General features: G+C 59.2%; 21 protein-coding genes, 1 tRNA gene, 1 pseudogene and 1 other annotated feature. Of the genes and pseudogenes, 5 read left to right on the forward strand and 18 right to left on the reverse strand.

The window, feature by feature from the left end; genetic code table 11:
* Positions 1-191 precede the first annotated feature (191 nt).
* Complete coding sequence (locus tag C2L64_RS13635; protein WP_090839171.1) at positions 192-1,094, reverse strand: ATP-grasp fold amidoligase family protein; 903 nt, start codon at positions 1,092-1,094, stop codon at positions 192-194.
* A 55-nt stretch (positions 1,095-1,149) separates the two neighbouring features.
* On the opposite strand from C2L64_RS13635, the gene C2L64_RS13640 reads away from it, so the two are divergent.
* From C2L64_RS13640 to C2L64_RS13655, 4 genes are all read left to right on the forward strand, one after another.
* Positions 1,150-2,736: a glycosyltransferase family 4 protein gene (locus tag C2L64_RS13640; protein ID WP_244144706.1), complete on the forward strand. Its 1,587-nt coding sequence runs from the start codon at positions 1,150-1,152 to the stop codon at positions 2,734-2,736.
* 114 nt (positions 2,737-2,850) lie between these two features.
* Positions 2,851-4,083, forward strand: coding sequence for a glycosyltransferase (locus C2L64_RS13645; protein ID WP_090839177.1), 1,233 nt, complete (start codon positions 2,851-2,853; stop codon positions 4,081-4,083).
* A gap of 280 nt (positions 4,084-4,363) precedes the next feature.
* A tRNA-Tyr gene (locus C2L64_RS13650) sits at positions 4,364-4,451 on the forward strand.
* Positions 4,452-4,897: 446 nt separating this feature from the next.
* The gene (locus C2L64_RS13655; RefSeq protein ID WP_090839179.1) at positions 4,898-6,034 is read left to right on the forward strand and encodes a GNAT family N-acetyltransferase; all 1,137 of its coding nucleotides are present in this window, start codon (positions 4,898-4,900) and stop codon (positions 6,032-6,034) included.
* Between the two features lie 281 nt (positions 6,035-6,315).
* On the opposite strand, the gene C2L64_RS13665 is transcribed toward C2L64_RS13655, so the two are convergent.
* The 3 genes from C2L64_RS13665 to C2L64_RS13675 form a co-directional block, all read right to left on the reverse strand.
* On the reverse strand, positions 6,316-6,669 hold the full coding sequence (locus C2L64_RS13665; RefSeq protein ID WP_090839183.1) for a hypothetical protein: 354 nt from the start codon (positions 6,667-6,669) through the stop codon (positions 6,316-6,318).
* Positions 6,670-7,214: 545 nt separating this feature from the next.
* A protein-coding gene (locus C2L64_RS13670) for an IS3 family transposase (RefSeq protein WP_244144585.1) occupies positions 7,215-8,452 on the reverse strand; the annotation gives its coding sequence in 2 pieces (ribosomal slippage) (positions 7,215-8,149 and positions 8,149-8,452; 1,239 coding nt in all).
* Positions 8,046-8,162: a sequence feature (AL1L pseudoknot), on the reverse strand. It overlaps the preceding gene by 117 nt.
* Positions 8,453-8,964: 512 nt before the next feature.
* The gene (locus tag C2L64_RS13675; protein ID WP_090836313.1) at positions 8,965-9,510 is read right to left on the reverse strand and encodes a hypothetical protein; all 546 of its coding nucleotides are present in this window, start codon (positions 9,508-9,510) and stop codon (positions 8,965-8,967) included.
* 685 nt (positions 9,511-10,195) lie between these two features.
* Between C2L64_RS13675 and C2L64_RS13680 the strand changes: the two are divergent.
* A pseudogene (locus C2L64_RS13680) lies at positions 10,196-10,438 on the forward strand (transposase); the annotation flags it as partial.
* A gap of 324 nt (positions 10,439-10,762) precedes the next feature.
* Here C2L64_RS13680 and C2L64_RS13690 read toward each other — a convergent pair.
* From C2L64_RS13690 to C2L64_RS13755, 14 genes are all read right to left on the reverse strand, one after another.
* Positions 10,763-11,926 (reverse strand): acyltransferase family protein, encoded by a 1,164-nt coding sequence (locus C2L64_RS13690; RefSeq protein ID WP_158660512.1) that lies wholly within the window; start codon positions 11,924-11,926, stop codon positions 10,763-10,765.
* 147 nt (positions 11,927-12,073) lie between these two features.
* The gene (locus C2L64_RS13695) at positions 12,074-12,616 is read right to left on the reverse strand and encodes a MarR family winged helix-turn-helix transcriptional regulator (protein WP_158660513.1); all 543 of its coding nucleotides are present in this window, start codon (positions 12,614-12,616) and stop codon (positions 12,074-12,076) included.
* Between the two features lie 370 nt (positions 12,617-12,986).
* The gene (locus C2L64_RS13700) at positions 12,987-13,688 is read right to left on the reverse strand and encodes a methyltransferase family protein (protein WP_090836316.1); all 702 of its coding nucleotides are present in this window, start codon (positions 13,686-13,688) and stop codon (positions 12,987-12,989) included.
* Between the two features lie 148 nt (positions 13,689-13,836).
* Positions 13,837-14,811 carry a type II secretion system F family protein gene (locus tag C2L64_RS13705; protein ID WP_090836317.1) on the reverse strand — a complete coding sequence of 325 codons (975 nt, stop codon included), beginning with the start codon at positions 14,809-14,811 and terminating at the stop codon, positions 13,837-13,839.
* A 37-nt stretch (positions 14,812-14,848) separates the two neighbouring features.
* Positions 14,849-15,826, reverse strand: a complete 978-nt coding sequence (locus C2L64_RS13710; protein WP_090836318.1) for a type II secretion system F family protein — start codon at positions 15,824-15,826, stop codon at positions 14,849-14,851.
* A 66-nt stretch (positions 15,827-15,892) separates the two neighbouring features.
* Positions 15,893-17,260: a CpaF family protein gene (locus C2L64_RS13715; RefSeq protein WP_090836319.1), complete on the reverse strand. Its 1,368-nt coding sequence runs from the start codon at positions 17,258-17,260 to the stop codon at positions 15,893-15,895.
* Positions 17,261-17,278: 18 nt separating this feature from the next.
* Positions 17,279-18,457, reverse strand: coding sequence for an AAA family ATPase (locus tag C2L64_RS13720; RefSeq protein ID WP_090836320.1), 1,179 nt, complete (start codon positions 18,455-18,457; stop codon positions 17,279-17,281).
* Positions 18,458-18,483: 26 nt separating this feature from the next.
* The gene (locus C2L64_RS13725; protein ID WP_090836321.1) at positions 18,484-18,951 is read right to left on the reverse strand and encodes a TadE/TadG family type IV pilus assembly protein; all 468 of its coding nucleotides are present in this window, start codon (positions 18,949-18,951) and stop codon (positions 18,484-18,486) included.
* On the reverse strand, positions 18,948-19,430 hold the full coding sequence (locus C2L64_RS13730) for a TadE/TadG family type IV pilus assembly protein (RefSeq protein ID WP_090836322.1): 483 nt from the start codon (positions 19,428-19,430) through the stop codon (positions 18,948-18,950). Before C2L64_RS13730 ends, C2L64_RS13725 begins: the two co-directional genes overlap by 4 nt.
* Before the next feature lie 11 nt (positions 19,431-19,441).
* Positions 19,442-20,731, reverse strand: coding sequence for a pilus assembly protein TadG-related protein (locus tag C2L64_RS13735; RefSeq protein WP_090836323.1), 1,290 nt, complete (start codon positions 20,729-20,731; stop codon positions 19,442-19,444).
* A gap of 39 nt (positions 20,732-20,770) precedes the next feature.
* Positions 20,771-21,073, reverse strand: a complete 303-nt coding sequence (locus tag C2L64_RS13740; protein WP_090836324.1) for a hypothetical protein — start codon at positions 21,071-21,073, stop codon at positions 20,771-20,773.
* A gap of 21 nt (positions 21,074-21,094) precedes the next feature.
* Positions 21,095-23,047, reverse strand: a complete 1,953-nt coding sequence (locus C2L64_RS13745; RefSeq protein WP_090836325.1) for a type II and III secretion system protein family protein — start codon at positions 23,045-23,047, stop codon at positions 21,095-21,097.
* Between the two features lie 101 nt (positions 23,048-23,148).
* Positions 23,149-23,997: a Flp pilus assembly protein CpaB gene (gene cpaB, locus C2L64_RS13750; RefSeq protein ID WP_090836326.1), complete on the reverse strand. Its 849-nt coding sequence runs from the start codon at positions 23,995-23,997 to the stop codon at positions 23,149-23,151.
* A 53-nt stretch (positions 23,998-24,050) separates the two neighbouring features.
* Entirely contained in the window at positions 24,051-25,433 is a 1,383-nt protein-coding gene (locus C2L64_RS13755) for an ATP-binding protein (RefSeq protein WP_143055748.1), read from the reverse strand.
* Between the last annotated feature and the right edge of the window lie 79 nt (positions 25,434-25,512).

The following is a 25,512-nucleotide window of genomic DNA, read 5'->3' on the forward strand; positions in this document are numbered from 1 at the left end:
ACCTCAACCGAACGATAGCGTCGATAGCGCCTGTCAGACAGGATCGGGTGGCGAGCCAGCATGCGGATAGCTCAAAAGCGCCGAATTGCCAGCGGGCATGCCCGCGCATGCGAGAACGCGCGCACCTCATCCGCCATGCTCCGCTACGATGCTCGCAATGCTCCAGGCCAGGCATCCCCGTGGCTTTTGCCTTATCCCCGAGTAACGGAGTAGTTGGCATTTTGCAGGATACGCCCCCAGTCATAATCGCAGCGATCAGGCGTATAGGGCATCGTCCCGCCCCCGGGCGTAAATGTCAGCTCCCCGAAAAATATCTGATCGTCACACGAATAGAAATCTACACGCACGTAACCAAGCCCATCGGCCAGCGCCATGGCTACGCTGCTGAGCTCTTCCCAATTCGACGGTCTAGGCACTGCGCGTTCGCTGCGCGCGTAGTCGCCCCAGGCCAGATCAAGTCTGTTCCACCGGGCGTCGTAGACATCGGCGCGAGGCGTGCCGAAACGATCGGAAATGATGCCCGTGTAAATGACCGGACCGTCTGGACCGCGGCCGAACATGTGCATCTTGTAATCAGACGGAACGGTGCCCGCCTGGTCGAGGAGCAGGGTTTCAAAGAAGATCCGGGGTTGAATGCCCTTGTAGTGCTGTTCACGCGCCACCCGATAGTAGTCAATGCTCAACCATCTGCCGGCGATCCGACGGAGTTCTTCAAACGATCTTTTCGACTTGTCCAAAACTACTTCAACGAAGTTGGAGCCGTGATTCGCTTTCATCACAAACGATGATGGTAGCGAGTCGAAAACGTCTTTCGTAAAAACATCGGGCGCCGCGAGCAACGGAATAAGGTACCTCTCCCCGATGCGTTCCCTTACGTATTCGCGGACCCTCAACTTGTCGGCCAGGCTGCTCCAGCGCGGATCCGGTTGCAGGCATCGCATCAGGATCATTTCGTTGAACGCCTTCGGACGCTTCATGTTCGGAAACCGCCCGATTCTTCGACGATGGGAAAAGGCCAGATACAGGTCATCGGGCATAAGCGACGCTGCGCCTTTGAGCACCCGACGCGTGCTTCTGAAAAAGAGGTTGTTCATGGCTTCATGTCTCCCCTATGCATCAACTCTTTTCCCGGGCAACAGAAAATCCCGGATGTCTCCACCAGCACTTCGCCTGCTTATTGTTCAGCGCAGCAAACGCCCCGAACACAAGACCAGATTTTCTGCTCAACGCTTCATGGCCTGGTGGCCATGTCGGGGGAAGCGCACCGGCCTGCTTTTTGGAAATTCGATGTTGAACAGGTTACACCCGGCACGCGCCATGTCTGACACTCTTTCCGACCAATCTTCCTATGTGTTGCCAGTGGCGAAAATAACCGAGATTCTGGCGCAGAACGACACGCGTCCAAATGTAAAAGAAGGGGGCGGCGTCCGCAGATATCCGCGGCAGCCGGGAGTTATTCCGCTGTCTTTCGAGGCTGCAAGCCTGATGATCTCGTCCCGCGCCTTGAAGCGCAGCAGCGGAATGCGATATAGGGCACCGGGTGAGATCGACTCTATGCACGTTCAATTTGTTATCGGCAACCTTAGCGACTATCACATACCACGCTACCGCGCGCTCGTGCAGCTTGCGCTGCGACATGGATGCAAGGTATCCCTCGTAGAGCTATTCGAATTCACGAGCTTTTATGACTATCCGCAGAGCAATCGCACGGCGTTCCTTCAGGATGCGCAGTCCGACATGGTTACAGTCTTCAAGGGTACCGCTGCAGGCACCAAGCATTGGCTGACGGTGGCGGCCCGGCTCCGCGTAATCGTGCGTGCCACACGCCCCGACTTTGTCATCACGCTCGGCTACAACACCAGCTATTCGATTTACCTGTGTCTGCTCAGGACGCTGACGCGTCGATTCAAGCTGGTCTACATGTCGGACTCGAAGGCTGACGACGGAAAACGGCACCGACTCAAGGAAGCCTTGAAAAGAATCCTCGTCTCACGCTTCGATGGTGCACTCGTGGCCGGTGAGAAACATCGTCGATACGCCGAATCGCTCGGCATTCCCTTGCACCGATCACGTATCGGATTTGATGTCATCGACGTTGCCTACTTTCGCGACGCCGCAAAAGCCGTACGCGCACACGCCGACAGCGCGCGACACCGCTTCGCCCTGCCGTCACGATACGTGCTATGCGTGAGCCGCTTTGTCGAGCGCAAGAACGTGCCGCTCGTTCTGGAGGCGTTCGCGTGCTCAGAGCTTGCGCAACAGGGGGTGTCCCTCGTCCTCGTCGGTCAGGGTCCGCTGGAACAGACGATTCGTGAAAAGATTGCCGCGCTCGGGCTAAGCGAGCGAGTCCTGATCTTCAGCGCGATTCTGAACTGCGACATGCCAGCCTTGTATGCGCTCGCAGACTTCATCGTGCTCGCTAGCGCATTCGACCAGTGGGGGCTGTGTGTCAACGAGGCTATGGCTGCCGGGCGGCCAGCGATCGTGTCGCGGACCTGTGGCTGCGCGAACGAAGTTGTGCATGACGGCATCAACGGTTTCATTGTTCGGCCTGACGACCGCGAGCAGCTTGCAATGAGAATGAAGCAGCTCGCCGAAGACCATGCGCTTCGCGAAGATCTCGCCCGCAATGCGGAATCAACGATCCGTGACTGGACCCCCGAGCTTTTCGCCCAAAACGTGCTCGCCCTCACAAACGTGATCCTGAAGCGCAACGACGCCTACGCAGGCGGATAGCCGGAAATTAAACAGGAATTGTCTACTCCATACCACCAGCAATTCCATTCGTTTTTCTAACGCAGGTGCAAGTCACAGTGCCACGATTGATTGCGATTTCAAGGATACATTTCTATGGGTTTGCGAATTCTTCATGCCATCATCACCGTCAATCCGGCATATGGAGGACCTATTCAGAGGATCATTCAGGCGTCTCGCGAGCATCGGCGCATGGGAAATTCGATCGAGATCGTTACGCTCGATGGACCCGACGAGCGCTCACTCGCTCAGTGTGAAGTCATCTGTCATCCCGTCGGCCCGGGGTTCGGCAAGTACAGATACGCTCCGAGGCTGGTCCCGTGGCTGCGGGCCAACGCGCCGAAATACGACCTTGTGATTGTCAACGGAATCTGGAACTACATATCGTTTGGCGTTTGGCGTGCGCTACGCGATTCGGGGATACCCTATTTCGTATTCACGCACGGGATGCTGGACCCGTACTTCAAGCAGCGCTACCCGTTAAAGCACTTCAAAAAGATGCTCTATTGGCCATGGGCAGACTACCGGGTTCTTCGCGATGCCAATGCCGTGTTCTTTACGTGCGAGGAAGAACGTCTATTGGCCCGCCAATCGTTTCGCCCATACCACTGCAACGAGCATGTCATCAGCTACGGCACAGCAGGTGCCGTTGGCAATCCGGACATGCAACGCGAACTTTTCCTTTCGAGGTTTCCGCATTTGCGCGGCAAAAGAATCCTCCTCTTTCTTGGGCGAATCCACGAAAAGAAGGGAATCGACCTTACGCTGAGGGCGCTGGCTCAATGCATACAAGACACGCCCCGAGACAAGATTAACGATGTGCGACTGATCATAGCGGGCCCCGATGACAGCGAGTACGCGAGGGCGGCGAAAGCCCTGTGCTACGAGTTGCAGTTGACAGAAAGGGTGACATGGACGGGATTGCTCGACAACGACCTCAAGTGGGGCGCATTCCTTGTATCCGACGCTTTTGTGCTCAACTCGCATCAGGAGAATTTTGGGGTTGCTGTGGCCGAAGCGTTGTCTGCGGGGCTCCCGACGCTGATTACAGACAAGGTCAACATCTGGCGTGAAATCGAACAGTCTGGCGCAGGCTTCGTAGACAAGGACGACCTGGCAGGGGCAGTCTGCTTGTTGCACCGCTGGCTGGACGCTTCGCGACGCGAGTGGGCTGACATGCGCACGCGCGCCAGACAGTGCTTCACTTCCAGGTTTCATATCGCTCGGTCCATGCAATCCTTGCTCGACGCGCTTGCAATCTACACGGTGCAACAGGGCTCAACAGGCGTGGCTGCCGAGGAGCAGCTTGAACTGGACGAAAATATTTAAAACGAGGCACTGAAAACCCGGGCAAAACCTCCCTGAGCAAACGACGCTTGCCCATGCATCGCACGGGCGCAAGAAACCCGGCAGCGGACCGGCATTCAGGCGCCATTCGCGCGACCACAGTTAGCCTTTTCCTGGTCTGACCTGTGCCCTATCCGCTTCTTGAGCTTTGCTTTGGCGCTCTGATCCGCAGCAGTTGCTTTGCAGAAACTGTGCGGGAGGGAACACGCCAGGTCGTAAGAGCATTGACTAGATTTTCTCGCGCCCCACAATCATCAATTACGGAGGGGTGCCCGAGTGGCTAAAGGGGACAGACTGTAAATCTGTTGGCTTAACGCCTACGTTGGTTCGAATCCAAGCCCCCTCCACCAGATCCATGGCGGACATGGCGGTATCGTGGTCAACCAGCCTTGCGGCGGCAGGCGACGTCGGAGCACCGTCGAATCGTTGGTCACCCTCTCTCCCGCCAGACTGACGTTTGTCGCTCGTCGATCATCGGCGACGTCGCACTGCGACGCTTCAATTGCCTTGATAAGGCCATATTCCAAAAGTAAATTCAATGCGGCCGGGCGCAAGCGATTGATCTGACTGCGCTGAGGCAGCTTTGCGAATTTCTCGAGAACGCACCGCTTGCGATGCCTCCTTTCCTCCTACCAAAACAAGCCGTCGCGTGACACGAACTGCGCGCTCCAGCTTGTAGACATCAAGCAAAAAGAAAGGTACCTTTCTTAGCCATGGCCATTATTCAGCCTCAGTGGCTTCGGATAAAGACTCTCGCCTTTAGCAGAAGATTACAGGTCTTCGGGAGCAACTCGCGATGCACACCATGACGTTCGAAGTCGTTCGCGATCTCGACAGCTTTTGTGCCATGCAGCCCGAGTGGGACGATTTGTGGTCTCGTGCCGGAGGCGAGTACTTTCAGTCGTACGCGTACTGCCACGGCAGTCTCATAGCGGAGGCCGCACGTCGACGTCAACTCCACTGCATCACTGCACGGCGTGAAGGTCGGCTCGTCGCGCTCTGGCCGCTCGTCACGTCGTGGAGAAACTGCTGGAAATACGCCACTCCGCTTACGCCGCCCAACAGATCACCAAGCGACATCCTTGTCGCGCCCGATTGCGACGTCCATCAGGTAGCGATGGGTGCATGGCGAGTAGCCCGCAAATCGACGCAGGCCGACGTTTTCGAGTTCTGGCGCATTAACTCGAGTTCGCCACTGCAACGCTGCCTGACGCGCGATGCCGTGACGCGCCGCGCGACCGAGGAACGCACGCCCTATGCCCCATTGAGAGGCCAGCATGATTGGGAAGCGTATTGCCGCTCGCGACCGGGCCGCTCGAAAACCCGCCCGAACTATCTGAAACGGCGGCTGGCCGCGCATGGCGAATTCAATGTCGAGATGCTCGACTCGAATGATCCGCGCATCCCGTCGCTAGTCGAGTGGTCTGCTTTGCGAAAGCGCGAATGGGCACAGCACAACGGCATCGATAGTCCGTGGGTCTATTCCGAATCCAGCAGCAGGTTCTGGAACGGTCTTCTAACGAACGCTGCTTATCAGCACGGCGTGTTTCACCTGTTTGTACTGACACTCCAGGGAAAACCGCTTGCCGCGAACGTCGTTGCGGTAGGCGCCACGCGCGCGTATCTATTGACGACGACGTACGACCTGAAGCATGCGAACCTGTCACCGGGAACCGTGCTCGTCGATGAATGTGTCAAATGGGCATTCGACCGAGGGCTGGATTTCGACTTCGGGCCGGGCGAGCAGCAGTACAAGTCGTCGTGGAGTGGCGGCAACTCATACGCGACATCGTCATGCCTCGTCTTTCCAACCTGGTGGGGACGCGCTGGCTATTTCGCGAAGCATGGCATCCGGCATATGCGAGCCATCTTCGCGCAGATCACCGGCAGGCAGACGCCGGCGCAAGGGCCCGTGAATGCACCGTCGACATGATGGCCACCATGTCACAGATGATCTTGATGTGTACCTTCGGGCCCGGAAGTCTCCCTGAGGTAGTGCGAACGCGTAACGCTCCTTGGCGCCATCCTACGGTGTACCAACGCTCACACGAGTTGCGCCAGTCTGCCCATACGCTGGCTGCCGTTCAATCGTCTCGCCGCCGCGGTTCGCATGCGTGTCATGCTCTAAGGTCGTCTGGTCCGGCACCAGCAAGGCGAGGCTCCAGCAGACCATGAACAGTAGCACCGCGACATTGAACAGCTTCTTTAGTCCTGTCATTTTTCCACCCCGCAAAGGACGTATGTCTCGACAATGCCTTTCGACACCTCGTCATTGAAAATTACTGCCGCAGCGGCCTGAGCGCCCGCCCGGGTGGCGAACGCCTCGAAGAACCTGGTAAACCTTTCCTGTAGCACGAAGTGAATATCGGCGGCGGACGATTGCGGCGTGATGATCCCATCTGACCGCATCGCCGCTATTGTTCTTCCGATATGGTCCGCCAAGTTCTCCAGCAACTGCATGGGCCTTGAGAGATCGTCCATCACCGCGACCAGGTGCTGCATAGCCTTGAACGTCTCGGGCGTTTGCGAATAGAAGGACTGCACTGACACACCTTTGACACCGAACATTGCTTGTCCCCCGACGCGCGGCGTAGCACGCGTTCAGCGTTTTCTCGTTGATTGAATTGTGCTTAAAGCCTCTTCATCGAGCTTCTTTGTATTCAGCGATGCTCAGCAATTAGAAACAAGAATCAGACCGCAAACTATCTGTTATTAACCTAAAAGCCGAACTCGGTCGATCGAAAAAGCACAGACTGTGCCAAATCGCGATTTTCTGTGGGGCAGGCCGCAGATTAGGTGCGAACGCCAGCTTTTCCGTTTAAATCGTTTCATTTGCGAAACGTGCGAACCGCCCAGCGAATTCCCAACAGTGTGGAAAGTGACCCGCGCCGATCCTGATTCGCAAATGCCACGAGGCTTCGGCCAGATAAAGAGCGACCTTCAATTCCGTGATTCACTTCTGAAACACGATTCCCGCCCGCCGCGATCCACGTCCGGACCGGAAGCCTATCGGGTCTCGCGAAGAACTCTACGCGGCATGAACCGCCGATGAGGCGACTTTGCAACCAAGGTACTGAAGCACCCCGGGTTTTTCGGAGGCTGTTTTGCTTGAGTCACGCCCCGATGGCGGACCCAGCGAGTTTCGAATAATAAGCGGCTTCTGCCTCGGCAGGTGGAATGTCGCCGATGGGGCCGAGCAGCCGACGATTGTTGAACCAGTCCACCCATTCGAGCGTCGCCATTTCAACGGCCTGCAAGTTGCGCCACGGACCAAGGCGATGGATCACTTCTGCCTTGTACAAGCCGTTGATCGTTTCAGCCAGTGCGTTATCGTAGGAGTCACCCACGCTGCCCACTGACGGCTCGATGCCAGCGTCGACCAGCCGATCCGTATAGCGAATCGATACGTATTGAACGCCGCGGTCGCTGTGATGGATCAGCCCGTCCTGCTGCGCCGGCTGTCGTTCGTACAAGGCCTGCTCCAGCGCATCCAGAACGAAGTCCGTGCGCGCCGAGCTCGACACACGCCAGCCGACAATGCGCCGGGCGAACACGTCGATGATGAACGCGACATAGACGAAGCCCTGCCAGCTCGATACATAGGTAAAATCTGACACCCACAGCGCATTGGGCCGTTCGGCCGTGAATTGCCTGTTCACCAGATCCTTCGGGCACGGCGTCGAACCATCGCTCACCGTCGTGCGTACTGTCTTGCCCCGCACCACGCCGCGCAGGCCCATCAGCTTCATCAGCCGTTCGACCGTGCAGCGCGCCACGACAATGCCTTCGCGCTTCAATTGCTTCCAGACCTTGTCGGCACCATAAACCTGGAAGTTTTCTTCCCACACGCGCCGGATCTCATCCTTGAGCATCCTGTCGCGCTGGGCCCGTGACGGCACCAGGTCAGGATCGGTGCGGCGGGCCACGTGCGTGTAGTATGTCGACGGTGCGATCGGCAGCACCCTGCAAATCGGCTCGACCCCGTAGACGTGCCGGTGATCATCGATGAACGTGATCATCACTTCGGTCGGCGGTCGAGCTCCGCCTGTGCGAAATACGCTGACGCCTTGCGCAGGATTTCGTTGACCTGCCGAAGCTCACGCACTTCCCGCTCCAGCTCCTTGAGCCGATCCTGCTCCTGCGTACTCGTGCCCGGGCGCAAACCTCGATTCCGCTCTTCCTTGCGCACCCAGCTCCGCAGCGTCTCGCCCGAGCAGCCAAACTTCGCTGCGATCGACGCGATCACTTTCCATTGCGAGTCGCGCTCGCCCTGATGTTCCAGCACCATCCGCACAGCCCGTTCACGAACTTCCGGCGAGAACCTTGGCGACTTCTTCTTCGTGTTTTCCATAGCTCCATTTTCTCAAGAATTGGAGCCTCCGGAAATCCCGGGGCGCTTCAGTACCGGCAAACAGGCATTCACCAAGCGGCGCTTGTGTGTACCGATCGTTTCAGTCCTGAAACGCGAGTCACGGAGCGCCGCTTCCACCGCGCAAAGACGGCGCCTGCGCCCCACGCAACCAGGCGGACGCGGCCGGTCACGCGGCCCGGTATCCAGATGGATGCGACCTGGCAGCAGAGATAGACGTGTCATGTTCAGTCTTCGGATGCCGGCCTGGGAATAGCGTACGCACCATCGACGTCCGAATTCCGCCCCGGCCACTGCTGCCTTCCAGTCGAAGACACCTATCCGAGCTGCTCGGAACCGGGCATTGCGAACGGCCAGAACCGGGAGGACATGAACCGCAGGTACGGCAGAGGTGTCCGGTACCTGGTATAACCGTCAAGCAGCACGCCTGTCAAATTCGTCGCGATCCACGCCTGCGGCGTACGTTGTCGTTTTCTGCCGCTTCTGGCCCGTCCTCAGCTGCCGCGAAGTGCTGTGCAAACGTCCTCGATGGTGACCACCGCAATCCCTTCCCTGCGCTGGCGTAACGTCGCTGCGTAAATGACTCGCCGCAGAATCGCGTCGACCTCCGCGGCGGACCTGCCTCCAAGAGCGGCCACCGTGTACTGCATCACGTAACGTGAAACGCCAAAGGTGTCTCCCGCCATCAGCCGCAACTGCATGCGTATATAGGATGCAAGGTTATTGGGGTCAGTCAAGGCGAACCCGATGCGGCATTCCGCTCTCGGGCTACCCGCCGCGACATCATCGCCCGGGCAATTCGTCGAGACGACAGCCGGGACCTCGGGCACTTCTGCACCACTCCCGATCGCAGCCAGGATTGTGTTCGATACGAGCGCGACGCCAAAGTCACGCCTGTCCACCAGGCTATCCCGTTCTGCCTCGCCGAGATCCACGAACGCCGATCGAGCGTCTTTTCCGCTCCTGACACATATGTCCGATCCCGACAGCTCTTCGACCAGAGCACCCCCATGCGAGCCGATAAAGCCGAAACCTGCCATCCGACCGGCTGACCGTTGTTTCAGTTCTCGTCATGTGACCCTCGCCGTAATATTGGAAGATGTCCCAGCGCGAGGTCGCGCGAGAGTCCCAGCGTCCAGTCGATAAAGAGCACCACGCACAGCGCCTGGGAAAATAGGATGTCTAAAAAATTAAATCTTTTTTCACGACAGCTCCGGGATTGCATCTTCCTGGTAGGAATAGCGATCGCAATACTGTTCCGTACCGCCTTCCGTCGCTGGAGGGTGTTCCGCTGGATGGCCCGGGTGACGCTAGGCGTTGCGGTCGTGCACACGCTCCTATCAGCGTTTGAAAAGGAAGGACATCGCCGTTGGTTTCCCACCGCAATCACCCCGAGGTCATCGGGAGTTGAGCGCCTCCAGCAGGTTCAACAGATTGCCGTCAGGACGCTTCCTGCAAACGACTGTTTTGCGCGCAAACAAGGAATCAAGCCGAAACTGCCTATCAAAACAGGGCATAACACAGCAGGACACCCGCTCTTCCACGGTGCGCCTGCGACTGGCCTAACCGGATAGAAAAAGCCGCCCGTTTCCCTTGGGGGCAGACGCCACAGATAACGTTGGGCGCATTGAACGCACGAAATTCTACTTAGTTAAACTGAATGATCGGAGCGAATGAACTGCGGCCGCATGGACAGTGTCGGATACAGGTGCGCCGACGCATGTGATCGCGCAAAACACTTCGGGCCGGTGTTCAGCGGTGCCCGATACGATTGCCTCAAGCGTGGGCTACGCCATTTCGCAGCAAAAGCGCAAGTTGATCGAACAAGGTTTCGGATGGGCCAAGACCGTGGGACGCATGCGCCAGGTCATGGTGCGTGGCTTGAAGAAGGTGGACCAGATGTTCGTGTTGAACATGGCGGCCTACAACCTCGTGCGCGTGCGTTCACTGGGACAAGTCCGCCCTTAGTGGCGGAAATGGCAGCAACGAGCCCAGAAATTGGCCTCAGGCCATCGAAAATAATGTTGAATCCGCGCTGAAATTTCGCAATGCGAAAAAGCTTGCAACAGAAGCTGCGTAAACGGAGGGGTGCTGCTTCCACTGATGGGTACTTCAGCAACCTGTTAAGCAGAAACAGTTCTCAAAATATCAGATACATTGTGCGGCCTCCGGACTCCCACCGCTGCCATGAGCGCAGATTGACATGCACGAGCGGGCCGGCTTCGGTCTGAGTCAGGCCGGCGGCTTCGCGGTCGACACGTACTTGTGCTGGCGCCGGCTCCTGTTGCGCTTTCATGAATGCACTCGGTCAGTCGCGTTGACGGACAGCGAACGAAATGCCGTGTTCGACCATGAATAAAAGCGATCGCGAAGCGGAGTTTCGACAAACCGATACAACAGATGGGCGAGCGCAATCGACTGAAATAGAAACACGGCGCATAACGCGGCTTGCGCGGTGAGATTTGCGGTCCTGTCATAAAGCACTACAAAGAGCGGTGCAATAACTCCGTGTCCGAGATACAGCGAGTAGGAGATCTTCCCGAGGTAGAGCGCGGGGCGGCACTGGAAGAGACGCGCGACGGGGCCTCCATCACTTTGCAACGACGCAATCAGGGCGCCAAAGACGAGCGGTGCGGCGAACGCGACAGCGGGCTTCACGCTCGACAGCCAAAGAAGCAGAGCTACAGCCAAAAACGCCAACACCTGTGCACTGCGCTTACCCGACACGATGCGTAGCAGACGATGTTCATTCAGCTCGAAAATCAATACTCCGATAAAGAACCCTGCAAGGCAGCGCGTCCATCCGTAGCTATAGGTCATGTTCAAGCACTCGCCGCGCCGTAGGCAATCGAACTGCGTTCCGGCAGCACACCAAATTGCCATCGCGTATCCCGCGAGTGCTAGCACGAGGAAAGCGAGCAAGCGGGCACGACGGCGAAAAAACAGACATAGTGCGGCAAAGATTAGGTAGGCGTAGAACTCGTCACTCGCGCTCCAACTAACGCCGGTTCCTACGTAGTGATCGAACAGGTTTAGCCCTTGCGTCATTGATGCGAGTGCGAGAGCCTCGGTCGGCGACGGGATAACCGGTGGCCACGACATCAAAAGCGCGTTGCCGATGATTAGGAACAGAACAGTGGTTGCAACATGAACAGGCCATAACCGGCCAAAGCGGCGAATCACGAAGACCCAGAACTGTGCAGGACCCATCAACTGCCCGCTATACGATCGGCAAATCACATAGCCGCTCAGAACGAAGAACAGGTCAACCGCGAGATAGCCGTTATACGTAAATCCGAGGAACGGCCATTTGAGCCTCATATGCAGCAGCACGACCAGGAGCGCCGCAGCACCACGCAAGCCTTCAAAACATGAAATGGTTTTCCGGTTCCCCGTTTTCATTCTCTTGCCCCGTTTCTTTATTGTCGCTGCATATTCTCGGCCAATGGCGGTCATGCGCAACCTAGGGTAAGCACTTCTGGGACTTGTCGTGCATGCATAGGCCGTTGGCAAGTCCGATAGTTGAGCAAGGCACCCGTCATCAGGCAGTACAGGGAGCGAGAAGGCCGCGCACGCCTCACTCCTCATAGTTGGGTACGATCGTTAGTCGGCTTTTCGCCGCAACTCAAGCCCTTCGGCGATTCCGTCCAGAACCTGCGCTGCATGCTCGATAGTCTTCTGGTCCGTAGCGTCGCTTAGCGCACTTGCAATGAGAGCCGCTCGTGATTCGTGCACGCTCTTCAAGGCAGTTCTTCCGCCTTCGGTAAGGCTGAAAATCGCTCCGCGCGCATCCGACGGATCGACCACTCGACTGATTAACCTGTCATTTTCGAGTGCTTTGAGATGCGCCGTAAGAGACGGAGCTCCCACTCCGAGGCGAACCGCTAACGCTCTGGCGCGCATTGAATCATGCGACTTCAGATGCTCCAGAATAGTCAAGCATGCACGGGAGATCGTGTAGCCGCTATGGGCAGCAAGGTATCCCATAATGTGTCGTTCATTAAATTGAAGTATCAGGGTCGATAGTGCACGCTCGAATCGCGCCATCTCCCCTGTGTTCGCCGGAACTGGTTCGGTCTCGCGGCGTCTTTGCTTATGTCCGCTTTTCTGCAATGTACCCTCCGGTGATCCCTCAACGGGTTCCATGTTGTTAGTTGTCGGCTTAAGCATAGGCGGACGACTACCTCGTGGGTTTAAGCGTTACCTAGTGTCTGGTTTTCGGGGGGCGGGGGGCCGGCCCAGTGAAGTGTCCCGTGCTTCGTCCTTTCTATCTTGACCGCGCCAGTTGCGGCATCTTTGCGCGGTAGCACACGATTCAAGCATGGGCTCCGCCACTGTCGTATCGCGTCCCCTGACGAAGACCACCTCGTCTAATGTGCGCGAGCGCTTAGCGTCGGGACAAGGCAATTTGCTCCGATGGCGCCGGCCTTCACCAAGCGTGTCGAACCACGGTGCTCACGTCCACCCTGTTATCCACGTATCGTCAGCGAAAAGTTTAAAATGCTTAGATGCCCCGTCAGAACAGCCCCGGAATCACGCGAAAACGGACCCGTGCCATGTAAGCGCGGTACTCGCCGTCGGTGGAAAGAAGCCATTCTTCCCGTACAATCCTCCCTATCTGGAGCACAAACTGAACGATATAAACGACAAGATTCCAGGTCCCGAAGTTGGTGAGCAGAAACCCGATATCCGCGACAAAATAGCCGAAGTAGATGGGATGCCGCATGAACCTGTACGGTCCGCCGCATACAATCCCGCGGTTTGCGGGCAACAGCCCGAATGAAGCGCGCAATGTGGCCTTGGCAAATATCTGCCAACAGATCCCCACGATCTGCAGCGTAGCCCCAACCGCCTCAGGCACCAGGCGCACGCCAGGCGCGAGCTGCACCGCGAGGAAGTAATAAGTTCCGCAGATCGAACATACAAAAGCGAATGGCGACCAGTCGCGCCGAACTGGAGTCCGCGCGAAAAGAGATAGTCCGACAGTGACGCATTCCGCCACTACTATCAGCAGAAGAGTAATGCGCCCCGGATCGGCGCGCCAATTGACAATCGCGAAGTATGCAAACAAGCCCAACAGTAAAGCGGTGCAGGTTCGCGCAGCAATTTCGAGTAACGCCCGCGACAACCCATAAGTAGAGATTTCTTGCGGCGCGCGCACCGGCAAACCGATTGTCCGCGTTGAGGGCGTGGATCTGACGCTAGTAGTTGTGTTCATGGTCTTCTCTTGATGGCAGTACGCATTGACGAAGGCGCACGGTGCAGATAGCAGCCGGAGCAGACGTCAATTTCTGGTCGATCTATCTGCACGAAAACAATGTGCTCTTCTGGAGTAGTCGGTACGCTCCCCGTGCCTGCCGCGATGTTCATGGAACTGTGGTCCCCGTCTGACTGGCGAGTGCAGGCAGCAGAATCCGCAGCACCTGAATGAAGGCTGGTCCAAGCAGGACCAGCAACAGCGACGGGAAAATACAGAAGATGAGAGGAAAAAGCAGCTTCACTGCAATTTTCCCGGCGGCCTCTTCGGCGCGCAGCCGGCGCTTGAGGCGCAGGTTTTCAGAATGCACTCGCAACGAATCACCCACACTGGTACCAAAGCGTTGCGCCTGGATCAACATGGCGACCAGCACGTTCAGTTCTTCCACCCCGGTCCGCATGGCCAGATTCTTGAGAGCATCGTCCCTGCTCATGCCCGCTCTCAGTTCGAGGGTCAGCAGTTGAAACTCCTCGCTCAACTTCGGGCTCTTGATGTGTATTTCCTCAGAGACCTTCACGATAGCGGCATCCATACCGAGGCCCGCCTCAATGCACACGGTGAGCAGATCCAGAGCGTCCGGAAAGTCTTCGAAAATCACTCGCTGGCGCCGGCGAATCGCAAAGGCAAGAACCAGGTTGGGCAGGTAGTAGCCCATCGCGGCCAATACCAGAACAATCCCGATGAGCATATAATTGTGCGCGCCCATCAGATACGGTCCGGCCGTCACGAGCGGGACGAGCGACAGCCCGACCATGAGTACAGTCTTGGCGGCGAAATAGATCCCTGGCGCCGACGGACTGCGCCACCCGGCGTGCGTGAATCTCGTGCGCAACGTCGACTTTTCCCAGCCTTCTTTGGGAATCGAGAGTTTCGCGAATGGCCTGGAAACCTGCGCAATCTTCTCGACCCATTCAGTTTCGACAGCCTGCGCCTTCGACGGCACCTGATCGTCGCTTCTCAGCTTGTCCAGGCGCCGGTTCACCGAGCTCGGCATGACGAGAGCCATGGCTGCAAATGTGACCGCGCCAATAATCGCAAATACGGCGACCAGCAGCAGTAGTTGTGTACCACTCATGACGGGCATGGGCTCACCTCGTTTCCAAAGTTAGGTTCAGGTCCGGCTATACATGGATGCGAACAATTTTGCGCATCCACACAAAGCCGAACAGCATCGCCACCAGCGAGACTTCAATCATCTTGAAGCCCGCCGGATCGTTCCACAGGATGGGCAGAACATCAGGGTTCACAATGGACATCAGTCCGCCCAGCCCGAACGGCATGGCGCCCAGAACCCACGCTGACAGGCGGCCTTCCGCCGAAAGCGCCCTCACCTTACCCAGCAGCGCCAGGCGGCTGCGAACGAGCTGCGAAATGTTCGACAGAATCTCTGCCAGATTGCCCCCGCTCTCCCGCTGGATCAGAACTGCGATCACGAAATAGCGAAGATCGGGGATGGGCACGCGGGTCGCGAGTTCGCCCAATGCGTCGTTGAGCGGCACGCCGAAGCTCGTCTGATCGAACGCGATTCGAAATTCGCTGGCAATCGGATCAGGCATCTCGTCGCCCACCATGCCGAGGGCCGTGGCGAACGAGTGGCCGGCCTTCAGCGATCGGCTGAGCATGTCCGCTGCTTCGGGCAATTGTTCCTCAAGCTGCTTGAACCGCTTTTCTTTGGCGCGATACGCCCAGAATGGCGCAACAGCTCCCACAAGAACCATCAACGTGCACGTAAAAACCAGCGGCACATAAAACAGACTGCATATCAGAAGCACCGCAACGGCCGGAATCGCCACGAGGAACGCGAACTTCTGCACAGACCAGCCGAGGCCCGTCTGGACGAGCCATTGATCGAGTGAATGAATGCGCGGAACCCGAAGCAGCATTCGCTCCGCGAGTGCAGAGCTACCCAGCGCGCGTTGCTTGAGGATCGACTCGGCGTTCTGGGCGACGCGTCCGTCTCTGTCGACCATGCGGACGCGGTTTTCAATACGCCTGGCCGCGCTGCTATGATGACTCTGCCACCAAAGATAAGCCGCCTCGATCAACAGCGTGATTGAGAAGAACACCAGAATGACGAAACCGTAATATAGATAGTTCACGACGAAGCCTCCTCAACGTCCTCGATGTGCGGCGCCCGTCGCAGGCCGTGGCCTGCGGTGGCGTTCTTACACCACATGGCGCTTTGTCGGGTCATACAGGTCATCGGGAACCGGCACGCCGAATTCGCGCAGCCGGTCGGAGAAGTTCGGGCGCACGCCCGTCGCACAGAAATGGCCCGTGACCTTGCCATCCTTGTCGACACCGGCGCGCTTGAAGGTAAAGATCTCCTGCATGTTGATCACTTCACCTTCCATGCCGGTGATCTCCTGAATGCTCGTGACTTTCCGACGTCCGTCCGTCAGGCGGGCGACCTGTACAATTACCGTGATCGCAGAGCTGATCTGATGGCGGGCGGCTTTCGGCGGCAGGTTCAGGCCGGCCATGCCGATCATGTTTTCGAGCCGGGTCAGCGCGTCTCTTGGTGTGTTCGCGTGCACCGTTGCGAGCGACCCCTCATGCCCCGTGTTCATCGCCTGGAGCATGTCCAGCGCTTCCGCGCCACGGACCTCGCCGAGAATGATGCGGTCCGGGCGCATCCGCAGCGCGTTGCGGACCAGCGAGCGCTGGGTGATTTCGCCTCTTCCCTCGATATTCGGCGGCCGGGTTTCCAGCCGCAGAACGTGCAACTGGCGCAACTGGAGTTCGGCTGCGTCTTCGATGGTCACGATGCGTTCATAGGCCGGAATGAAGCCCGACAAAACGTTGAGCAGCGTGGTTTTCCCGCTGCCCGTACCGCCCGAAATCAGCATATTCACCTTCGCCGCAGACAACGCCTCGAGTACCTGAATCATCGGCGACGTGAAGCTCTGGTTCTCCATCAGGTCTGCGACCGTCAGCGGGTTGACCGAGAAACGGCGAATCGACAGCAGCGGCCCGTCGATCGCGGACGGCGGGATGATCGCGTTGATACGGGAACCATCCGGCAGACGCGCGTCCACCATCGGATTCGATTCATCGATTCGGCGGCCCACGCGAGACACCATCTTTTCGATGACTTTCATCAGGTGCGCGTCGTCGTAGAAGGTGACATCGGTAAGCTCGAGCTTGCCTCGCCGTTCGACGTACACGTGCCTCGATGTGTTGACCAGAATATCGGAAACGGTCGGGTCCGCGAGTAGCGGTTCGAGCGGACCGAAGCCGAGCATCTCGTCGCGTACATCGCGGATCAGCTGACGCCGTTCGATCTCGTTGACGGGGATCGAATCCTCATCGATGATACGCTCGACAAGCAGTGCGATCTCGTGCTGCATCTGGTCGGGCGAAAGGCGTTGAAGCTTTTCCAACTCCACGCGCTCGATAATCGACTGGTGAACGTTTCGGCGAAGCTCCTGATACGCCTTTCTGGCCATGCTCGTCCGGGCGACACTATGATCGCGCAGTGATGAATCGCCGTTGTCGGAAAACTGATCGCGCAATGAGGTTATGTTCGTCATTTCTTGGCTCCCCCTAAATCAGGCTCTGGCTGGAATCGGCTTGCGAAAGAGCTTCTGCAGGAAACTGCCACCGTTGGCCTCGGGTGCAGGCAAGATGCAATGCGCCATTTCCCACAGGCCTTTCGCCACACCGCTCGTCCTGGCTAGCCGCAAGATGGGCACGCCCTGATTGATCGACTCCGACACCGACGCGCTGTCCTCCGGTATCACGGTCTCCACGCGCTGGCCGAGGGTCTTCTCCAGTTCTGCCAGACCGAGCGGACCTTTCTTGTGGAAGCGGTTCACCACTAGGTGGATTCGGTCACTGCCGTAACCAAGCGACCTGAACATTTCCAGCAGTCGCCGTGCACCGCGCAGGTACGGGAGGCTCAGTTGCACCACCGGAAAGATGCTTTCGCTCAGGTCGAGCGCCGCTATCGACACGTTGCTGATGCTCTGACCAACATCGAAGATGACGAGGTCATAGCGATGGCGCACGAGACTTACGATGCGTTGCAGGTGCTCCGGCTTGATCTCTTTCGCTCGCGCTGGGTCGGGCGCGCCCGCGAGCACGTCGAATCCGTCGGCTACATGGGTCAGGCACGCTTCGAGATAGCCCTGATCGAGCCGGTCTATCTGCATGCATACATCGGCGATCGTGGCGGGCGGCGTGGATTCCGTGACCAGAAAGGCCGCCTCGCCATATTGCTGGCTCAGATCGATCAGAAGCGCATGCTTGCCGGCGGCCGACGCTGCAAAACCGAGGTTTGCGGCCAGAAACGACGTGCCGCTGCCGCCCTTGCATGACACGAAGGAAATCACCTTACCGGCGCGCCTTGCGCCCTGGATCCTGCTCGCAATCTCGTCGATGGCGCGCAGCAGGTCTTCGTGAGGCGCCGGCCAGGGCCGCACGTCGCGCACGCCTGCGCGCATCGCACGAAGCGCGACCTCGGCCGAAGGATCGGGCGTCAGCATCACGCAAACCAGACTGGCGTGCTGCGACGTCAGCGAAGCGAGCGTCGTGAAATCCTGCGCCGTCATCTGCACGCCGTCGACGAGCAACAGGTCGATGTCGTCGAGTGCATCATGCTGGATACAAAGGTCCGCGAGCGAAGTCTCCGAAGTATGGAAGCGGTAGCGCGAATCACCCGCGGCGAGCGCACGCCCGATCTCGTTCGCGCGAGCAGGCTCCGGTGAGATAGCGAGAATGTTAACCATGATGGCATCCTGTTTGCATCGATCGTCTAACTGCAGGTCGGGTTGGTGCCGCCTTGACTGTCCAGGCTTTCGCGCGGCAATGTCGTCGAGAAATTCGGAATCCCGATTGAAAATGGTTTCACGAACGGCACCACCGTATCGACGGTGACATTCGACACGCTAACCGTGACCGAAACGCATGAAGTGGCGTCACAACCCGACGGCGAGTACGCCACGGTGACGTTGGACGGCTGCAGGATCGGCAGCATCTGCTGCATGTTCTTGATCACGGGATTGGTTGCGGACTGGCTGGTATTGACGTCGCAGACCACCGCAACGCGGGCGCCGAGCCGTGTCGCTTCAGTGGCCGTATTCCAGTAAAAGAAGAAGAACCCCATCTGCATGATCCCGATCAGCAACATGAAGAAGACGGGCGCGATGAGCGCGAACTCGACCGCGGCCAAACCGCGTTCACGCCGCCGGCCATATGTAATCTTGATATCGATCGTTTTCATATCTGCCTCATCACGCAGCTGATGTCGCCGAAGACCAGTCCGGCCAGGTTGAAGAAACCTGTGATCTGCGAATACGCATACCCCGTGACCGTCACCTGAACGATGTTGATGGTGTCTCCGCTCGGGTCGGTCTGAACGTTCTTGAATTGCCCCGTGCACCCCGTCGTGTTCACCTGGTCGCAGATCACGACCATGTTTTTCGTCAACGCGCCAAGCAATGGAGAACCTGTGCAATCCGGGTTACCGTACGCGACCACGCATCGCGCAGAGTCCAGCGGATAGTCGGCCTGCAATGGGCTGTAGGCCGACAGCATCCGCGCTGCGTCACGCACGGACTTGTCGATCGTGTTGTACTGGTAAAACGCATTGCCGAACTCGGCGATGCCGAGCAGGAGGAGCGTCAACGGAATCGCGAGAAACGCGAATTCGACCGCGACGGCGCCGCGCATACGGCGAATAGAGAGGCCTTTCTTGTGCATGATCGCTTCTCCTATTGCACGAGCACTGGCACCTTCGGCCCAATCGCGAGCGAAGTCGTGCCTGGGATGCCCTGCGTGGCGCAGGGTGAACCAGCTGCCGATGCCTGCCCCAGATACTGGACCATCGTCCAGCCGTTCATCGGTGATGGCGCGATCGTGTCCTTGTTCGAATTGGTCGTCATCGGATGCAGTAGCAGCACGCACGCCCACGACGAGACATTCACCGTACTGCTGCCGTTCACCGAGGAGCAGTTGCTGACGATAGGGATAATGGCAAGCCGTCTGTCGGCACCTTGCGTGTAAATGCTGCTCGCCGGCGGGCTTGGGGTTTGCGTGAACACACCGGCCGCGCTGTCGCCCTGGTAGGCCGAAAACTTCAGGCGCTGCTTGAGAAAATCAGCGAAGCTCGTTTGCTGCGTATTGCCTGCCGCCAGCCAATCGCTCGTATAGGCATAACCCGTGAAATCGGGCGGTCCATCGGCGGGGCCCTTGTACTGTCCTCCGGAGTAAATTCCGAATCGCGTGTTATAGGCGTTTGCCACGTTATTCGCCAACCCAGGGTTAGTTGTCAGCGTGTTCGACGTCGGCAGGTTGCACTGTCCGTAGCCCGAGAAAAGATTGGCCGTCGCACTTGCTCCGCCACCCTGACCCAGATCGACCCATCCGAAATTGCCGGTGTTCTTGTCGCAGGGAGGAGGCGAACCTGGTCCCGACTTGCTGCACAGCCAGTCGTAAATGTTGATGCTGGCCGGGGCTGGCGGCTGGCAGACGTACATCGGCAACGCGCACGTCGTCTGCGCCTGCGTGGTCGACGCGACCGCGGTGGCCGCTACCGCCGAGGTGCCCAGCGTCGAGGAAATGACCTGCATGAACCAGTTGCTGATGCCGGACTGAACAACCGTGCAGCGGACATAGCCGATGCTCGGCAGGTCGGCGCTCGTGTATTTGTCCTTGGTCTGATACTGCCCGGCAAACGTCTTGCTGTACGTCACGTTTTTATTCACAGACAGTGATACGTTCTGGCTTTGGAGCAGCATCTTGTTGGCTGCGCCGACCGTGATGCCGGCTGCTTCGGACGTCTCCAGCGACACAGCCCCCGTGAGATCGCGCGCCGCCGCGAGCGCACAGGCGTCCGCGGCATTGGACAGTTCGCTGCGCACGATATACAGCTTGCCCAGATCGAGCGCGAGTGCCGCAAAGCCGAACAGCAGCACCATCGCGAGCGCAACCATGATTGCCACAACGCCGCGCTCGCGCCGATGCGCGCCACCGTATGCACCAGAATGATTGACGCGACGCATGACGATCTCCCCGAAGCTGTTGTTATGAGGCTGCCGTTGTTATTGGCCCGTGCTGCCGCTGCCCACGCCGATCACGAAGGCATTCGGCGTCGGCACGATTTCCTTGAATGACTTGTCGTAGTTGGCCATCGCCGATGCAGCGGACTTGCCATCCACGCCCTGTGCGGATGGCGCGCTCTCTCCCGCATGCGGGTCGATGATCTGCGCCTGGGTGACGGCCTTGAGCGCCTCGCCCACGTGCTTATCCCAGATCGGCGTGCTGGACATGCATCCACCCAGCGCACCACAGACCGACACCACCAGCGCTGCCCGGCGCGCGAAAACAATATGTGCGAGTTTCATGTGACTCCCCTTGGCGTGACTTCAGTGGTCCAGCGCATGGCGTGAAGCATCGGTGTTCGCGACGTCCTGCCGTCCCTCGCGTGCAGCGATCCGGCGGGCGGCGCTCTCGATGCGGGCAATCCGTGCTGCGTGTTCGTCCATCACCGGATTGAGCACTACGGGTTGAGCCGACGGCTCAGCTTTCTGCGGCGGCGCTGCATTGCCGGACGCGGCCGGCTGCACGGGCGCGCTCGACGTGGCCTGCGTGTCGTGCGGCGGCAGTGCATTCGACACGGGTGCGGCGGGCGCCTGAGGTGCGGGTGCGGGTGCGGGTGCGGGTGCCGGTGCTGGCGCATTGCCCGGCCCGGCGCCCGTGGGCGCGGCGGAATACTTGCCATGGCGGCCTTCCATGTTGCCAGTCGCATAGACGTCGGCTTCATTCGTCTGCGAGAAGCTGTCCGTCGGCAGCGGATAGTTCGCGGTCTGCATCGGCTTCACGAGGTGCGGCGTGATGATGAACACGAGTTCCGTCATGTCCTGCTGGAACGACGTGCTACGCATCAACGCGCCGAGAACGGGTACTTCGCCCAGACCCGGAATGGCTTTCAGCGCGCCCGTGATGTTGTTGCTCAACAGTCCGCCGATCGCAAACGACTCGCCATCATGCATCTGGACAACCGTCGACGCGCGACGCGTGTTGATGAGCGGCAGGATTGAAACACCGCTCGTGCCCGAAGACGAGACGGTCACGCCCGTGGGCGACAGTTCGGATACCTCAGGTGCCACTTTCAGGCTGATCCGGCCGTTCGCCAGCACGGTCGGCGTGAACTTGAGCCCGACGCCGAACTCTTCCTCCTGCAGCGTGATGCTCGACACGCCGTTGCCGCTGCTTTGCGGAATGGGAATGAAGATCTTGCCACCCGAGAGGAACGTGGCCTCCTGGCCGCTGATCGTCACGAGGTTCGGTTCCGCAAGAATCTTGACCAGGTTGTCAGTCTTCTGCGCATCGACGGCGAGATTGAACGGGCGGTTGTTCGCCTTGCTGACGGCGAGCGCGCTGGTTACGCCGGCAAGCAGGTTGCTCACCAGCGCCCCCGTCCAGGAGCCGAAGCCGCCCTGGATATTCAGGGCCGAGCCCAACTGGTTGATCAGGGACTTCGAGACCTCCGCCACCTTGACTTCGAGCATCACCTGCTGCGCCGAATCGACGGACATCATGTTGATCACCGCGGCCGCCTTGCTGGTGCTCGAACTTTGCTGGCTCGTGCTCGACATGCCATTGCCGGAACCCGACGAGGCCGCCTGCTGTTGCTGCGTGGGTTGCGAGTCCGCGAAAGCCTGGGCGATCTGCATGGCCTGTTGCGCCGCGGGCCCGCTCGACACACTGCCGCCCAGCACCAGATTGCCGGCCGCCGTCGAAACGCGGATGCCCCGCTCTTCCGGCATCAGTTGCCGAAGCGCCTGCTGCAGTCCCTCGGAATCGACATTGACGATCACGTTGATCATCTGGCATGAGCCGCTCTTGCCCTGCACGATCATGTTGGTCGTGCCGACCGTCATCCCGACGACGTAAAGCGTGCGAGGCGACACCAGCGTGGCCTGCGCGACGACGGGGTTGCCGAGCGTGCGATTGCGTGCGGGCTCGAGAAGCGGGACGAGTACCGATTTGCCGACCGGCACGGTGACGTTGGTTTCATCGCGGATTTCGCCCGTGCAGCTTGGGCCGCGCAGAGGCAAAGGTCCGTTTGCCATACCTGCGGCGCCTGCAACGCCAGCGGGCCCGCCCATCGCGAGCGTCATCGGCGCCGCGCCGCGGCCTGCCGGCAACGGCGGAGTCGCGCCGCGCTTCGCCATCGTCGGAAATTCGAACATCTCTTGTGCCTGGACCGTCTGCGCACCGACCAGTCCAAAGCAAACCATCGCAGCGATCGCCTTGCTGCCCAATGAGCAGCGTTGCTTGGTGCTGCAGGATGAGAATCCTGGTTTCGTTTTCATTTCGTCATGCCCCCGTGACCTCGATATGGATAATCGAGAGTTGCATTCCTGCCTTTTTTTTGCCTGCCGCCGCGCGCCCGTTGGACGCAGCCGCTACCAGTCTAGAAACATTCGACGCTGCCCAGCACCCCCGACAGCACGCCTATGCAATCACGCGGCGCAGCCGGACGTGCCACGTAATGCGCGCGCACCGGGCGAACGGGTGCCGCAGCGGGTGCCGAGGCCGGCGCCGGAGCGGAAGCACCGAGCAGCGTGAACTTGGTTGCGCCTCCCGTCGGCAGCGTGGCGGTATCGACCTGGTTACGCAACACCAGCGAAAGCGTGCCGACACTGCGCGCCAGATCGAGCTTCTCCGCCTGTTCCGGCGTGACTTCGAGCGTCACGGCGTTGACGACCTTGGGCTTGGTCTCGTCGCGTCCCACCTCCTGCGCGACGGCCAGCACCAGAATCTTTTCGAGCACGATCTTGGAGATGCTTTCGTCCTTGGTCGGGCCCTTGTCGTTGCCCTTGTCCTGCTGCGTGCTGACGATGATGTCGACGTAGTTGCCTGGGAGTGCAAACCCGGCTACGCCGATCACATCGTTGACGCGCACGGTGATGGCTCGACGCCCCTCCGCGATCACAGCCGAAAGACCGCCCATGGTGCCCACCGGGCTCAGCTTGCCTTCCAAGATCGGCTCGCCGCGCAGCGCGCTCGTTTTCAGTACGCGCCCGTCGAGCTTGTCGGCTGACGTGAAGGAACCGGGCGGCAAGCTGCCCGAGGGCCAGTCGACCATCTTGATGAATTCAGGGTTGAGCCGCTGCCCAAGACTGATGTCGACTGCGGAAACCGCGATCTTTTCGGTCATCCCCGACGACCTGTCGAGCAGCCAGCGCGAGGCCATGGCCACGCCGACCAGACCTGCCACTGCTGCAACCAGCAACATCACCAGCGCGCGTACGTTCTTCATGATCGATCCCCCGATGCCCAGTCAGTTCTCAACTCGCAAGTTTGGCGACTGCTTCAGGCAGATCGCCCGCCTTCAACCATTCCGGCCGGCGCAATGTCATGCTCGACGACCGCAAAAAAAATATTCCAAGCGCGCTTCAGGCTCGGGCCGTCCGCTACCGCGGGCTGCTCCAGGTAACGGGCATTGGCGAGCACGATGCGCAGGAGTTCGCCCGGGTATGAAGCAAGCAGCGGGCGGCGGGACAACCGGTGCAGCTCGTGCACCAGATAGTCGAATGCTTCGTCGTCCGACCGTATGCCAAGCTCGCCGCTGCGCTGCTGGTAAATCGCGCGGTAATCGGTCACATCAAGGGGGCCAACGTACAGCTTGGCGCCAAGACGCCGAAAGAACGCCTCGTCGCCGAGGTCCGCCGGCGCAGCGTTGCTGGTAAAGACGATGCGTACATTCAAGGGCAGCGAGAAGCGCACGCCGGTGCGCAATGTGAGCATGTCGTACCCGCGATCGAGCGGCACGATCCAGCGATCAAGCAGAGCTGCGGGGCTTACTCGCTGTCGTCCGAGATCGTCGATGATGTAGAGGCCGCCGGTTGCCTTGATATGCGGCGGCGCCTGGTAGTAGCCGTTGACGGCATCGTGGCACAACTCCAGCATGTCAAGTGTGAGCTCCCCCCCCGAAAGCCCTGTCGGCGGTCTGCAATACTGCCAGCGGCCGTCTGCCGTGTTGTTCGACCCGCCGTCGGCAGCCACCAGTTCGCATGGCTTATGAATGAGTGGATCGAACATCTGGATGATTTCATTTTCAATCGCGATTGCGTAAGGCACGGCGACCCGCTTCGGCATCAGTCGTACAAGCCGTTCGGCCAACGAGGTTTTTCCGCTTCCCGACGGTCCGAAAAAGATGACAGGCCGACCATTGTTGACAGCACTGCCGATCTGGTCCAGCAGCGCGGTCGTTACCGCCATATCGGCAAACGCGGCCTCCACACTGGCACGCGTGACACGCTGCTCATGCGTCGATTGTCGCTGCAGGCAGGCCTGGTATTGTTCAAGTGGGACGGGCGCCGGGCCGACATATCGGCAGCGAGCCATGAGTTCCGCAGCACGGTGGCGTCCCGTTTCGGTAAGCTGGAACTCGCGGTCAATGTCGTGCGGGCCACCCGACCTTTCCAGCATCCGCTCGCGAATTCCGAAAGCCAGGACGTCTTCAAGTACCCTGGCGCCCAGCTTGAGCCTGCGGATCAGGATCGACAACGACACCTTGCCCAGCACGTAGGCCGTTCTGGCGACCAGTTCCAGCAGGAAGGCTTCCGTGAGTCCAGTTTCCTCGATGGTCCGTGGCGCCCGCGGGACGGCTGAATGCGAGTCGCCTCCCGGATGACCGCCGGAGCGCGCATGGACCAGGTCGCAAAGGCGGGCACCGCCCGCTTCGATGTCCATCACCAGTCTTGAATTCTCCATCACTTCATTCCCCCGTCGGATATTGCTGGCCCCGATCGATTTGCTCGTACCTGCGGCA

The sequence above is a fragment of the Paraburkholderia hospita genome (assembly GCF_002902965.1).
Classification (GTDB): Bacteria; Pseudomonadota; Gammaproteobacteria; order Burkholderiales; family Burkholderiaceae; genus Paraburkholderia; species Paraburkholderia hospita.